This is a genomic window from Actinobacillus minor NM305, from assembly GCF_000175195.1.
Lineage (GTDB): Bacteria > Pseudomonadota > Gammaproteobacteria > Enterobacterales > Pasteurellaceae > Haemophilus_A > Haemophilus_A minor.
Genome location: NZ_ACQL01000101.1, coordinates 56469 through 71107 on the forward strand (window position 1 = coordinate 56469; position 14639 = coordinate 71107).

Consider the following 14639-nt stretch of genomic DNA (forward strand, 5'->3'; position numbering starts at 1 on the left):
TAAATAATTTTAATCAGTTAATATAGGAAGTATTATGCAAAGACCAATGAACTTTGTGATGATTTCCCCACACTTTCCAACCAATTTCGAGACCTTTGCGGTAAGATTGCGTGAAAGTGGTTTTAATACTTTGGGGATTGCAGACACACCTTACGAGCAATTAAGCGAAGGCTTACGCAACTCGCTAACCGAATATTATCGTGTGGATAATATGGAAGACTATGAACAAGTTTACCGTGCAGTCGGTTATTTTGCGCATAAATATGGTCGCATTGACCGTGTGGAGTCACATAACGAATACTGGCTTGAATTAGACGCAAAATTGCGTACCGATTTCAATGTATCGGGCTATAAAACCGAAGATATGTTGGCAATCAAAACCAAAGCGCAAATGAAAGAGGTGTTCCGCAAAGCTGGCTTAAAAGTAGCGAAAGGTCGTGTGTTTAAAGATGATGCAGATGCACGTAAACTGGCTAAAGAGCTAAAATTCCCTGTGATCATCAAACCAAACTCAGGTGTTGGTGCGAGCGATACTTACAAAATTAAAAGTGAGGATGAATTAGAAGCTTTCTTTGGTTATAAAAATGTGCATGTTGAATACATTATGGAAGAGTTCATCGAAGGCGATATCGTGACTTTTGACGGCCTAACCGATAAAGACGGCAATATCGTGTTCTACTCAAGCCTTGAGTATTCTGAAGTGGTATTAGATACCGTTGAAAAAGACAACGATATGTTCTACTACGTGCCACGTGAAATCAAACAAGATTTAGTTAAATTGGGCGAAAAATGTGTAGAAGCCTTTAAAGTGCGTGAACGTTTCTTCCACTTTGAGTATTTCCGTGTGAAAAAAACCGGCGAATTAATGCCACTTGAAATCAACTGTCGTCCACCAGGTGGTTTAACCATTGATATGTGGAACTATGCAAACGATTTTGATGTGTTCAAAGAATATGCCAATATCGTGAAAGAAAATAAATTCTACTCAAACATTACGCACCCTTGGAATGTGGTTTATATTTCTCGCAAGGCAAACAAAAACTACAAACACAGCATTGATGAAGTATGTCAAAAATATGCAGGCAACATCATCAGCGTGCAAACGGTTCCAGGTGTGTTTGCTAAAATTATGGGCGAACACGGTATTCTGGCTCGTACAGAAACAATGGAGCAAATGCACGAAATCGTTCGTTTTGCTCAAGAGAAGCAGTAATTTAAATAGCTTCCCCTTTTAAAAATTATTGTAGGGACGCCACGCTTGGCGTCCATTTTAAATGGTTTGAATTAGCAAAATTTTAGTATTATGGAATACTCGCACAAAAGCTAATTTTAATAAAATTTCTGTAGGGGCGGGGTTTATCCCCGCCCGTAAACAATTATTAATATTCGGGCGGGGATAAACCCCGCCCCTACCTAAATTAAGTCTTTTGGGAAATACGACATAACATCAAAGATTTCCTGAATCCTGACAGCTTTTACGGACGCCAGGCGTGGCGTTCCTACGGAACAATAATCAAAAAGAAGGGATTTTTAATTGTAAGAGGATAAAAATGCACTTTGAAAGACGTAGCCACTGGAGTGGCGAATTAGGACGTGAAATGCATTTCAACGTCTATGGACACGCAGGCAAACCTGTTATTGTGTTCCCTTCATCAGGCGGAAACCAAAACGAATACGGCAATTTTGGTATGATCGAAGCCTGCCGTTCTTTTATCGATCGTGGCTTAATTAAATTCTATACCCCAGACTCTTTCGACAGCGAATCTTGGCTGGCTGAATGGAAATCGGGACATGATATGGCACAAGCGCATAACGCTTACGACCGCTATATTGTGAATGAATTAGTGCCATTAATCCGCCATGAATCTCATTGGGGCGGCGCAATGATCGCAACGGGTTGCAGTATGGGCGCATATCATACGATTAACTTTGCACTACGCCATCCTGATCTGTTTGATACGGCAATTGCGTTAAGTGGCGTTTATGATGCTCGTTTCTTTACTAATGAATACTACGGTGATGAAGCGGTTTATTTTAACTCACCAATTGACTACCTTTGGAATCAACACGATAGCTGGTTCTTAGATCACTATTACAGTAATCACTATATTGTTGCCGTTGGTCAAGGCGCTTGGGAAGAGCAACACGTTGTGAGTACCAAACGTTTAGAAGAAGCGTTTAGAGAAAAAGGCATTCCGGCTTGGTTTGATTATTGGGGACATGATGTCGATCACGATTGGCCTTGGTGGCGAGTTCAAATGCCTTATTTCTTAGGTAAATTAGAAGAACAAGGGATTATTTAAGCAAAAAACACACCGTAAGGTGTGTTTTTTATTCAGAAATATCGTATCGAAATACTATTGATTCATCAGTGAAAACTGCAAAAATTCAACAAAATGATCTGCCCAATGCATTTCATGATGAATTTCATTTGCCATCAATCGTAAACGAATATTATCTAATGGATGCCCGGTTCGGAGTAAAGCTTGGTAATAGTTGAGAGTACAATCAATATAAGCCTGATTCATATTTGAGATAAATAATGAATCAACATCATCGCCCTCTTTCGTGCCCACTTGGATAAAAACTTTACTTGCTTGATTTAACGGATGCGAATGAATAAACGCCATAAAAGCGGATTCGCTGAACCATGAAGCTAAAGAAAAGACACCTAAATGACCAAAGACCTCGGGATATTCTGCGCCCATATAAGCGGTAATAATCCCACCCATCGAACTCCCTGCAAGTAAAGTATGTTCACGATCGCATTTTGTTCGATAATGTTGGTCAATAAAAGGCTTTACGGTTTCAACAACCCAGCGACCATAGTCCATACCATAACCACCTGCATTTTGTGTTTCAGGAGTTGAACCTGTATCCGTTCGCCAAGGTCCATATTCATCCAAACGATGTTCGCCGGCATTATCAATCCCAACAATAATGATTTTAGGGAATTCTTTATGATGTTTAATCGTTGGAATCACTTTCCAAGAATAGCCCGAGTAAGATTCTTTGCTGTAAAAAACATTCTGCCCATCGTGCATATATAACACGGGATAATGCCCAGCCTCTTCTCTATACCCTTTAGGTAACAGCACACGAACTCGGCGAGGCTGATTAAGGTAAGGAACATCTAAATAGTGTTCTCGCATTTCAAGAAAATAATACTGTAATGGATCCATTTTTACTTCCCAATATCAATTCAATGTTGTTTGCATTATTCAAATTCGAGTTCTACTGAACTTTCACCTAGTAAATTTTTAAGCTCTGTAAGCATTTCTTCTTTCGGCGTCACACGCCACTCTACACCACTTTTCAGTAGTACACGTCCCTGTTCGCTTTGATAATAAAAATGCAATGGCAGAACACCGGCTTTATAAGGCTCGATACAAGCGGTTAATTCTTTGATAAATTTTGCATTTAATTGCTCTTGATGAATTGCTAATGCAAGGCTTTTAGCATTTCTTACACGAGCTTCATCGAGTGTTGCAATTTCACGAGCTGACATTTTCAAGCCACCGCTGAAATCGTCAAATTGAACGGAGCCTGTCGCAATAATAATACTATCTTTGATGAATAAATCGCCATACATTTCAAGCGCTTCTGAAAATAGAGTAATATCCAACTTGCCTGAGCGATCTTCAATCGTTGCAATACCAATCCGACTTCCTCGTTTGGTTACTGCAACACGATAGCTCATTACAATGCCGGCAACCGTAACCATTTGTCCTCGATATGTCGGTTGCAATTCATTTAAACGAACCGGCGCATAATGAGCTAACTCCTTCAGAAAACGTCCGATTGGATGCCCGCTTAAATATAAACCTAAAGTTGCCCGTTCGCCATCTAAAACCACTTGCTCAGACCATTTTGGCGTATTGGCATAGGCATTTTGCACCTCTTCCGGTGTTTCCGTTAAAACACCAAACATATCACTCTGCCCCAAAGCTTCCATTTTTGTATGTTGATCTGAGGCTTTTAGAGCATCTTCTAAATTTTTCATTAACGCTGCACGATGTGGCCCTAATTTGTCTAAACTACCGGACATAATAAGTGCATCAAAAGTTCTGCGGTTAATTTTTTTCAGATCGACACGGGCCGTTAAATCGAAAAGATCTTTGAAAATCCCCTCTTTTTGACGAGCTTCTAAAATTGCATCAATAGGACCTTCGCCAACCCCTTTAATTGCCCCCAATCCATAAACAATTTCGCCTTTTTCATTCACGGAAAAATGGTGTTTACCGCTGTTAATATCAGGTGGAACGACGGTAAGCCCCATATTGATACATTCATCATATAAACCAACGATCTTATCCGTGTTATCCATCTCCGAAGACATTACCGCCGCCATAAATTCCGCCGGATAATGCGCTTTTAGCCATAAAGTTTGGTAAGAAACGAGCGCATAGGCAGCTGAGTGCGATTTATTAAATCCATAGCCAGCAAATTTCTCTACCAAGTCAAAAATTTTCATCGCAAGATCGCCATCAATATTTTTATCGATCGCACCTTTTTCAAAGATTTCTCGTTGTGCAGCCATTTCTTCCGGCTTCTTCTTACCCATCGCACGGCGAAGTAAATCCGCACCACCTAAGGTATAGCCCGCCAACTCCTGAGCAATCTGCATAACCTGTTCTTGATAAACAATTACGCCATAGGTTGGTTCTAAAATCGGTTTTAAGCACTCGTGTTGATATTGCGCATCCGGATAAGAAACTTCTTCTTTGCCGTGTTTACGGTCAATAAAGTTCTGCACCATGCCAGACTCCAATGGCCCCGGGCGAAAGAGCGCCACCAAAGCAATAATATCTTCAAAGCAGTCTGGTTTAAGGCGAGAAATCAGATCTTTCATGCCTCGAGACTCTAGCTGGAATACCGCTGTCGTTTTGGCTGCTAATAATAAATCAAAGGATTTTTTATCATTTAATGGAATGCTCTCAATGCGAACTGGCTCTTTCCCTTCCGCAGTTAAGCGAGCATTAATCATTTCCAACGCCCATTTAATGATGGTTAAAGTCCGCAAACCTAGGAAGTCAAACTTCACGAGTCCAGCATATTCCACATCATTTTTATCAAAATGGGTAACCGGATGTAGCCCCTCTGAGTCGCAATATAGTGGCGAGAAGTCGGTAATTTTAGTCGGCGCAATTACCACGCCACCCGCATGTTTACCGGCATTTCGGGTAACACCTTCTAACTTACGAGCCATATCAATAAGCGCTTTTACTTCTTCATCGCTATCATAAAGCTCAGTCAATTTGGGCTCGGCAGCAAAGGCTTTTTCTAACGTCATTCCCGGATCTGGCGGAATTAATTTGGAGATGCGATCAACAAAGCTGTAAGGGTGTCCTAATACACGCCCAACATCTCGAATAACCGCTTTTGCTGCCATCGTACCAAACGTAATAATTTGCGATACTGCATCACGCCCATAGGTTTCAGCCACGTGATCAATTACCCGATCTCGACCATCCATACAGAAATCGACATCGAAGTCTGGCATTGAAACACGTTCTGGGTTAAGAAAACGTTCGAAAAGTAGATCAAATTCAAGCGGGTCTAAATCGGTAATTTTTAACGCATAAGCAACTAATGAACCCGCACCGGATCCTCGCCCTGGTCCAACAGGAATGCCATTATCTTTTGACCATTGAATGAATTCCATCACGATCAAGAAATAACCGGGGAAGCCCATTTGGTTAATCACATCGAGTTCAACCTTCAATCGTTTATCGTAAACTTCACGCTTACTTGCTCTCTCTTCAGGATCGGGAAAGAGAAAGGCTAAACGTTCTTCCAACCCTTCTTCTGATTTTTTGATCAAAAACGCTTCTGTTGTTAAATCACCTGTTGGGAAATTCGGTAAGAAATACTCACCCAAACGTACCGTAACCGAACAACGTTTTGCAATTTCTATGGTGTTTTCCAATGCACTCGGTAAATCAGCGAATAAACGACACATTTCCTCTTCTGAGCGGAAATATTGCTGTGGAGAATATTTTTTGAGGCGTTTAGGATCGTCCAATGTATAGCTGTCGTGAATAGCAACACGGATCTCGTGAGCCTCAAAGTCATCTTCTTTTAAGAACACTACATCATTGACCGCTACAATAGGAATGCCTTTTTGATTGGCAAAAGGCACCACCGCAGAAATATAGCGTTCTTCATCGGCTCGACCAGTTCGACAAATCGAAAAATAGAAGTGATTAGGGAAATATTGTTGATAGAAAGCGGTCAGATTTTCGGCTTCTTTTACGTTTTCTTTTAATAAAGCCTTGCCCACATCGCCGGAACGCCCCCCGGAAAGGACAATAATGCCTTCGTTATATTCTGCCAGCCATGCTTTTTCAACAAGTGGTAAATCAACATAACCTTGTTGATAAGCCATTGAAAGTAATAGCGTAATATTATGATAGCCTTGATTATTCTTCGCTAATAACGTGAGTTCATAAACCTCTTCACTCTCAGGCTCTGGACGTACGAGAATATCCGCGCCAATAATGGGTTTTAGACCAGAAGAAAGCGACTCGCCATAAAATTTAACTAATCCACAAAAGTTAGTGAAATCCGTTAAAGCCATCGCGACCATATTATCAGCAACAGCAGTTTTGACTAATGATTTAACCTTCGCTAAACCATTAATCATAGAGAAATCACTGTGAACTTTAAGATGAACAAAACGAGGAGACATAAAAACCTTAAAAGATAATAATTAGATCCAGCCAAGCTGTCTAAGTAATAACAAACCAATCGTTGAGCTAAACATTGAACCAACAGTCGTAATGCCGATCAAATTTGCTGTTGATGTTGCATCACCACCATAATGGCGTACCATTGCATAAGTTGCAGCTGCCACAGGCGATGAAGCAGTCAAAAAGATAATGCCCAATTCCATTGCGTTAAGTTGGAATACCCACTTACCTAGTGAAAAAAGGATGATCGGCGCAATAATCAGCCTAACCATAGAAGAAAGCAGTACTAAATAGTTACGGTTATCTTCATTCTGCTGACGTTTAAATTGCTTCAATGCCTTAAAATCAATACTTGCTCCTGTACAAATCAGCGCCAGAGGCAAAGTCATAGCTGCTATTGTTTGTCCCGTTTTCAGCAAAGGCGCTGGCAATGTAATTTGGTAATAATTAACGACAAGCCCGGCGATAACAGCTAAAATCAACTGATTTTTCAGAATACTAAACAGCAATGTACGGAGAGACAATTTACCTTGTGTAAAAGATTTCGTTAAAGTAATCACCGCTAAGATATTAAATAAAATAATTAGGCATGCTACATATACAGATGTTCCTGCAACCGCTTTATTACCATAAGCATTAACCACCAAGGCAAGCCCTAAAATCCCTACGTTGCTGCGAAACGTCCCTTGTACAAAAACGGCTCGAAAGGTTCGCTCTTTAATATGTTTGCTCGCCCAATATTCTGCTAGAAAGTAGGTAATGAGCGTCCCCATAATTCCCGTTAGGACTAAGGAAAGATGCGCCTGATAATCTAACTCGCCCTTTTGCATATTAAGAAACAACATAATCGGAAGTGTGAAATTAAATACTAACTTCGAAGCTGTTTGGCAGAAGGTCTCATCAATCCATTTCTTACGGCGTAAGAAAACACCGGCAACCATTAACAGAATAATAGGTAACGTTGTGCTGATACTAAATTGTAGGGAATCAAGAAACATAGTAACCTCACAGAATGAAAAAAGTGGGCTTCCCCACTTTTTTACTACACCAAATACAAGCGGTCAAATTTACTTGAAAGTTTACCAATTATAGACCTGCTTTTAAACTGGCTTCAATAAACTTATCCAAATCGCCGTCTAAAACCGCTTGTGTATTACGATTTTCAACACCGGTACGCAAATCTTTAATACGTGAATCGTCAAGCACATAAGAACGGATTTGGCTTCCCCAACCAATATCTGATTTACTTTCTTCCATTGCTTGTTTTTCTGCGTTTTGCTTCATCATTTCCATCTCATAAAGTTTTGCTTTAAGCTGTTTCATCGCTTGATCTTTATTTTGATGTTGTGAGCGACCATTTTGGCATTGCACGACAATACCCGATGGAATATGAGTGATACGCACCGCTGATTCTGTTTTATTCACGTGCTGACCACCTGCGCCGGATGCTCGATATACATCGATACGTAAATCTGCCGGATTGACTTCAATATTGATATCTTCATCAACCTCCGGATAAACAAAGGCTGCTGCAAATGAGGTATGACGGCGGTTATTCGAGTCAAACGGGCTTTTACGCACTAAACGATGAATGCCTGTTTCTGTACGCAACCAGCCAAAAGCATACTCACCGGACACACGAATAGTTGCTGATTTTAGACCTGCAACATCGCCATCTGAAACCTCAATTAACTCCGTTTTAAAGCCTTTGCTCTCTGCCCAGCGTAAATACATACGTAGAAGCATTTCTGTCCAATCTTGCGCTTCAGTACCACCGGAACCTGCTTGTAAATCAACATAGCAATCCGCCGCATCGTGCTGACCACTAAACATTCTTTGAAACTCAAGCTTAGCAAGTTTTTCTTCTAATTGATCTGCTTCCGCTTGTGCTTCATTGAAAGTGTCAATATCTTCTGCTTCAACGGCAAGTTCAATCAACCCTTCAACATCCTCAATGCCCTGATCTAACGCTTTGATCGTATTAACAACCATCTCAAGCGATGCTCTCTCTTTACCTAAAGCCTGTGCTTTTTCTGGCGTATTCCAGATTTCTGGTTGCTCTAATTCTGCATTAACTTCTTCTAAACGCTCTACTTTAAGATCAAAGTCAAAGATACCCCCTAAGGGTATTTGTACGTTCAGCGAGATCTGATAATTGGGTTTTAATTGGATTTAATTCAAACATCATTCTTTCCTTTAACAAAATTCTATTGCCTGTAAAACAATGATATCTGCTCGACATAGATCTAACAGATATCAAATTTTCTTTTAGACTAAAGATTTTAAATAATCTAAAGTTTGTATATGACTTACTTCATGATCAGCATTTCTGTTGATAAATTCAGAAATTACTTTTATAAGCTCTTTAACATTATATAATTTATCATTTTTAGCTTCTTCCTTATAAAAATATAAATTATTTATTACCGTTTTCATAATCGAATCATTATAAGGTTCTTGTAATAAAACATGTTTAGAACTTTCATATCCTGATTTTAAATCTTGAACATAATAGGCACATAATGATAGTTCATAATAAATTAAATAGTTATATACAGAAGATTTAATAAATAAAATATCTTTTTCTGGATAAGAAATATTTAATGCAATCAGGCAAAGCTGATAAGCTAAACGATGTTTTTTCTGTTTACGATATAAACGAATGGCATTAAATAAACATTCCATACGTTTAGGATTATAATCATAACCTTCTAACCAATAATATAACGCCTTTTGCGTATCGCCTAATAGATCATAACAACCACCTAAATTTTCATAAGAGACTGTTACTTCTTCAATCCAACCACCATCTTCTATTCGCTTTTTATACCATTCTATTGCTTTTTCATAATTTTCAATATCTCGATATGAATTAGCTAGATAGAATTTATAACGGCTATTGTTAGGTTCATCAATTAAGCCTTGCTCTAATAATTTAATATCTCTATCATATTTCTCTTGCTTGAATCCGCCATCTTTTAAATCTAAAATAGAAATCGTTGTAATCTTTTCTCTTTCGTAATCTTCATCACTATCTAAATATTCGTGAGTTACACCTACATATTTCCAATTTATTTTTCCGCTAATCAAATAAGGAACCGAATATGTATTCCCACCATTATATTGGACTAAATAGGACTCTTTAGTAAGCTGACTAGAATCAAATTGTTCTGAAAAAATGATTTGCTCATCAGCATCACAAAGTAATAAATAATCAGCTTTTCCTTTTGCTAATTGTAAACTTTCTGTTCGATTCACACCGAAATTGACCCAAGGACGATGATGCAATTCACCTGGAATATCTTTAAGTATATTTTGAATTAATTCAGGCGTATTATCATCAGAACCTGTATCTACAATTACCCAGTAATCAATATGATCTTTAACACAGTTTAAACAACGCTCAATAACCTTAGATTCATTCCGAACAATCATGACCAAACAAATCGTTTTATTTTCTTTCATATTCTATTATCTCTTGTTTACCAATCTGGTTAAATATTCTAATATTTTTTGATGTCCTTTATCACAATTCGGATAACGTCTAATATATTCAGAAATAACCTTAATAATTAAATTAACATTATAGTCTTTGTCTTGTTTGGCTTGTTCTTTATAAAAATGTAAATTTTTAATTGTTGTATCAACAATTGCATCATTATTGGGATCTTCTAATAAGACATGTTTACAACAATCATACCCTAACTTAGAGTCATTACCATAATACGCTAGAATAGAAAGCTCATAGTAAATCCAATAAGTATATAATTGAGGCCTTACACGTAAAATATCTTCTGATGGATAAGGGATCTCTTTTGCAATTTTTCCCAGCTGATAGCCTAATCTTTGCTTTCCATTTAATCTAAGTAATCTAACTGCACAATATAGAGACTCTAATCTATTAGGATTATAATCATAAGCCTCAAGCCAATAATGTAAAGCTTCTTCTTTTTTTCCTAGTTCATCGTAACAAATACCAAGGTTTTCATAGGCCATTGTAACTTCTTCAACCCAGCCACCATCTTCTATTCGTTTCTTATACCACTCTATCGCCTTTCGTAATTCTTTACATTATAATAAGAATTAGCTAAGTAGTACTTATAACGACTATTATTCGGCTCATCAATTAAACCTTGCTCTAATAATTTGATATCTCTCTCAAATTTATCATGTTTAAATCCACCATCCTGCAAATCTAGAATGGAAAGCGTATGAAGCTTTTTCTTTGAAAAAATGTGATCGCTCGCTAAAAACTCGTGAGTAACACCTACATATCCCCAATTTACATCTCCACGTAATAAATAAGGAACAAAGTAAGTTTCTTCGCCAACATGACCTATAGAATAAGCCTCTTCCGTAAGCTCACTAGAATCAAATTTATCCGAAAAAATGATTTGCTCATCTGCATCACAAAGCAATAGATAATCTGCTTTTCCTTTTGCGAAACGCAAACTTTCTGAGCGATTAACCCCAAAATTAACCCATGGCCTATGGTGTAATTCTCCAGGTATATCAGATAACGTTTTTTGGATTAAATCAGGTGTTTTATCATCAGAACCTGTATCTACGATTACCCAGTAATCAATATGATCTTTAACGCGATTTAAACAGCGCTCAATCACTTTCTCTTCATTACGAACTATCATGACTAAGCAAAGTGTTTTTGCATTTTTCAAATCCATTTCCTATTTTTATTCTTGATTAAAATGTAATAATGGCAAAAAGTCTCCTTTTTACCATTATTACCTAATAAATCAATTCACTTACTAGCGAATAATTCCACGCGTTGAACGTTTAAAGAAATCTAAAAAGACTGCAACAGCAGGCTCTTTATGAGCCATTTCTTCTAACTCAGGCTGAATTTCTTCTACTGTTTTACCACTTGAGTAAATTAATTTGTACGCTGCTCGAATCGCATGCATTGCAGGTTTATCAAAACCACGGCGTTTTAAACCTTCAAAGTTAATACCAAATGGACGGGCGTGGTTACCTTGTGCCATAACGTAAGGTGGAACATCTTGGCTAACCATTGAACCGCCACCAAGCATAACGTGTGAGCCAATAACTGCAAATTGATGAATGGCTGACATACCACCAACAATCACAAAATCATCTAATGTGACGTGACCAGCTAATGTCCCATTATTAGCAATAATACAACGGTTACCAATACAGCAGTCATGAGCAATATGTGAATTGATCATAAACAGGTTGTCATTACCAATCTTCGTTACACCACCACCTTGGACTGTACCACGATGAATGGTCACGCTTTCACGAATTCGGTTACGATGTCCGATGATTGTTTTTGTTGGCTCACCCTGATATTTTAAATCCTGATTGATTTCACCAATACTCACAAATTGGAAAATTTGGTTATCTTCCCCAATTTCTGTCACACCGTTAATCACAACATGTGAATGAATTTTGGTTCTTGCTCCAATTTTGACATCTTTGCCAATAACAGAAAATGGTCCTACTTCAACATGAGCACCAATTTGAGCACCATCTTCAATAACAGCTAACGGGCTAATTTTTGCGGTTGAATCAATTAAACGCATAATGAAATCCCCTCTTTATTTGGGTATAAAGTTATTTTCTTGCACACATTAAATCGGCTTCACAAGCAAGCTTACCATCAACATAAGCTTTACCGGTAAATTTCGTAATGCCACGCATCTCTTTAATAAATTCAACTTCTAAAACAAGCTGATCGCCTGGTACAACCGGACGTTTAAAACGAGCATTATCAATTGCCGCAAAATAATAAAGCTCACCTTCTTTCATTTTACCATAAGTTGCAACGGCTAATACGCCTGTTGCTTGTGCCATGGCTTCTAAAATTAATACGCCCGGGAAAATCGGTTTTTCAGGGAAATGACCGGTAAAGCAAGGTTCATTGACCGTAATATTTTTGACCGCTCTTAACCATTTTCCTTCTTCATAGTCCGTTACACGATCCACTAATAAAAACGGATAACGATGTGGGAGCATTCCCATAATTTCAGTTACTTCAATTACTTTAGGTTCTCTATTTTCTTGAATTTCAATTGTCATTATCGTTCAGACCTCAATAAAATATTCTTAATAACTTATGCTAATTTCTTTTCAACAGCTTTTAAACGCTCATTGATTTTATCAATATTCATGGTTAGGGCTGCTGTTTTACGCCATTCTTTATTGGTTTGCGCCGGAATTCCCGATGAATAAATGCCTTTCTCGGTGATAGGTTTCATAACCATACTCATACCGGTAATAATCGCACCATCACAGATTTCCATATGACCATTAAGTACGCTCGCACCACCAATTTGACAAAAACGCCCTACTTTTAAGCTACCTGCCATAATTACGCCACCGGCAACTGCTGTACCATAGCCAATATGAACGTTATGCGCAATTTGGCAAAGATTATCAATAATGACATTATCTTCAATCACGGTTGGATCTAATGCGCCACGATCAATACAAGTACAAGCGCCAATTTCAACACGATTGCCAATAATAACGCCACCTGTTTGAGGAATTTTAATCCACTGTCCTTTATCATTAGCATAGCCAAAACCGTCCGAGCCAATCACTGCAGAAGATTGAATTAAGCAATCTGCGCCAATTTTAACATTGTGGTAAACAGAAACATTTGCCCATAATTGAGTACGAGCCCCAATCTCACTATTTTGCCCAATAAAACAGCCAGCACCAACCGTTACGCCTTCTGCTAACTTTACACCGGCTTCGATTACTGCATTCGCACCTACTGACACATTTTCCGCTAAAATCGCATCAGGAGAAATCACTGCCGAAGGATGAATTTGATAAGCTGCTTTAGGCGTGCTATCCATATATTGAGCCAGTAAAGCATAAGCAACATACGGATTCGCCACAATTACCAAATTTTGGTCTTCACGACAAAAAACCACATCATCTTGGCTCACAATAATTGCACCAGCTTGACAAGCGGTTAAATTTTCACGGTATTTTGCATTTGAAATAAATGTAATTTGCGAAGCATTTGCTTTATCTAATGCGGCAATGCTTTGAATAGCCAAATCGGTGTCACCCCGTAAAGTGCCACCGATATGCTCCGCTAAATCACCTAAACGGAAAGTTGCCATTATTTTTTCGCTTCTTCTGGTTTAGCCTCTGATGCAGCTTCAGATTTCACATCTTCTACTTTTGGTTGCTCAGCTTTAGGTTCTGGTAATTTAATTTCTGGATGTTTTGCTTTAATTGCATTTAACACCGCCTCAGTAATATCTTTACCTTCATCTTCCGCATAAAGTGCAACTTGTGGTTGAAGAATTAAGGTATAGCCTTTTGATTTAGCCACTTCTTTAATGGTCGCATTGACTTCTTCCACTGCTTGTTTTTGCGCTTCTTGTGGATTTACGCCCCCCATTTCCTTATTTGCTGCTTCAATTTTTTTCTGGAATGCATCAGCTCGTTTTTGGAAATCTTGAGCTTTTTTCGCGAAATCAGCTTCACGTTTTTGAATTGCAGCTACTTTACCTTCAAATGCTTTTGCTTCTGCAGCAATTTTTTCTTGACGAGCTTGAATCTCTTTTGAACGTAAACGAGGCGCATCTTTTTCTAACTGAGCCACTTTTTTCTTAATAGAAGCTTCTACTGTTGCTTGCTCTTTTTGTAAATTTTGAGCATCTGCATTAATTTTGCTACGTTCTTCTGTTAAACGTTTATTTTCAGATGCTAATTTTTTATCTTCATCTGCAAATTTATTTTGGCTATCTTTCATGAATTTTTCAAATTTAGCCGTTGCATCTAGTAATACGGGATGATTTTGCATGACATAATTCGGATCAACAAAACCAATAGTATCCGCTGCGTTTGCCACTAATGATGTTGCTAATGCTGTTGTTAATAACGTTGCTTTAAATAAATTTTTCATGTTTTATCCTTAAAAATAGTTACAAGCGGTTAATTTTACTA

Annotated in this window: 13 protein-coding genes; 2 read left to right on the top strand and 11 right to left on the bottom strand. The window is 38.2% G+C overall.

The window, feature by feature from the left end:
- The first annotated feature begins 34 nt into the window (after nucleotides 1-34).
- Together AM305_RS07485 and AM305_RS07490 are read left to right on the top strand one after the other, a co-directional pair.
- On the top strand, nucleotides 35-1213 hold the full coding sequence (locus tag AM305_RS07485) for an ATP-grasp domain-containing protein (RefSeq protein WP_005824590.1): 1179 nt from the start codon (nucleotides 35-37) through the stop codon (nucleotides 1211-1213).
- Between the two features lie 337 nt (nucleotides 1214-1550).
- Nucleotides 1551-2303: an esterase family protein gene (locus AM305_RS07490; protein ID WP_005824591.1), complete on the top strand. Its 753-nt coding sequence runs from the start codon at nucleotides 1551-1553 to the stop codon at nucleotides 2301-2303.
- Nucleotides 2304-2357: 54 nt separating this feature from the next.
- Here the strand turns inward: AM305_RS07490 and AM305_RS07495 are convergent, their stop codons facing one another.
- From AM305_RS07495 to AM305_RS07540, 11 genes are all read right to left on the bottom strand, one after another.
- Complete coding sequence (locus AM305_RS07495; protein WP_005824592.1) at nucleotides 2358-3182, bottom strand: alpha/beta hydrolase; 825 nt, start codon at nucleotides 3180-3182, stop codon at nucleotides 2358-2360.
- A gap of 35 nt (nucleotides 3183-3217) precedes the next feature.
- On the bottom strand, nucleotides 3218-6691 hold the full coding sequence (gene dnaE, locus AM305_RS07500) for a DNA polymerase III subunit alpha (RefSeq protein WP_035294222.1): 3474 nt from the start codon (nucleotides 6689-6691) through the stop codon (nucleotides 3218-3220).
- Nucleotides 6692-6712: 21 nt separating this feature from the next.
- Nucleotides 6713-7690: an AEC family transporter gene (locus AM305_RS07505; protein ID WP_005824594.1), complete on the bottom strand. Its 978-nt coding sequence runs from the start codon at nucleotides 7688-7690 to the stop codon at nucleotides 6713-6715.
- 88 nt (nucleotides 7691-7778) lie between these two features.
- Nucleotides 7779-8877, bottom strand: a protein-coding gene (gene prfB / locus AM305_RS07510) for a peptide chain release factor 2 (protein ID WP_108923820.1) whose coding sequence is annotated in 2 segments (ribosomal slippage) — nucleotides 7779-8801 and nucleotides 8803-8877 — 1098 coding nt in all. Because the reading frame shifts where the segments join, the coding sequence is not laid out codon by codon here.
- A gap of 83 nt (nucleotides 8878-8960) precedes the next feature.
- Entirely contained in the window at nucleotides 8961-10157 is a 1197-nt protein-coding gene (locus AM305_RS07515; RefSeq protein ID WP_005824596.1) for a tetratricopeptide repeat-containing glycosyltransferase, read from the bottom strand.
- Between the two features lie 6 nt (nucleotides 10158-10163).
- Nucleotides 10164-10688, bottom strand: coding sequence for a tetratricopeptide repeat protein (locus tag AM305_RS12670; protein ID WP_005824597.1), 525 nt, complete (start codon nucleotides 10686-10688; stop codon nucleotides 10164-10166).
- Between the two features lie 50 nt (nucleotides 10689-10738).
- On the bottom strand, nucleotides 10739-11368 hold the full coding sequence (locus AM305_RS12675) for a glycosyltransferase (protein ID WP_005824598.1): 630 nt from the start codon (nucleotides 11366-11368) through the stop codon (nucleotides 10739-10741).
- A gap of 90 nt (nucleotides 11369-11458) precedes the next feature.
- Nucleotides 11459-12253, bottom strand: a complete 795-nt coding sequence (lpxA, locus tag AM305_RS07525) for an acyl-ACP--UDP-N-acetylglucosamine O-acyltransferase (RefSeq protein WP_005824599.1) — start codon at nucleotides 12251-12253, stop codon at nucleotides 11459-11461.
- 31 nt (nucleotides 12254-12284) lie between these two features.
- Complete coding sequence (fabZ, locus tag AM305_RS07530) at nucleotides 12285-12749, bottom strand: 3-hydroxyacyl-ACP dehydratase FabZ (protein WP_005824600.1); 465 nt, start codon at nucleotides 12747-12749, stop codon at nucleotides 12285-12287.
- Between the two features lie 35 nt (nucleotides 12750-12784).
- Complete coding sequence (gene lpxD / locus AM305_RS07535; RefSeq protein WP_005824602.1) at nucleotides 12785-13807, bottom strand: UDP-3-O-(3-hydroxymyristoyl)glucosamine N-acyltransferase; 1023 nt, start codon at nucleotides 13805-13807, stop codon at nucleotides 12785-12787.
- Nucleotides 13807-14598 carry an OmpH/Skp family outer membrane protein gene (locus AM305_RS07540; protein WP_005824603.1) on the bottom strand — a complete coding sequence of 264 codons (792 nt, stop codon included), beginning with the start codon at nucleotides 14596-14598 and terminating at the stop codon, nucleotides 13807-13809. The genes lpxD and AM305_RS07540 overlap by 1 nt, the downstream gene beginning before the upstream one ends.
- Between the last annotated feature and the right edge of the window lie 41 nt (nucleotides 14599-14639).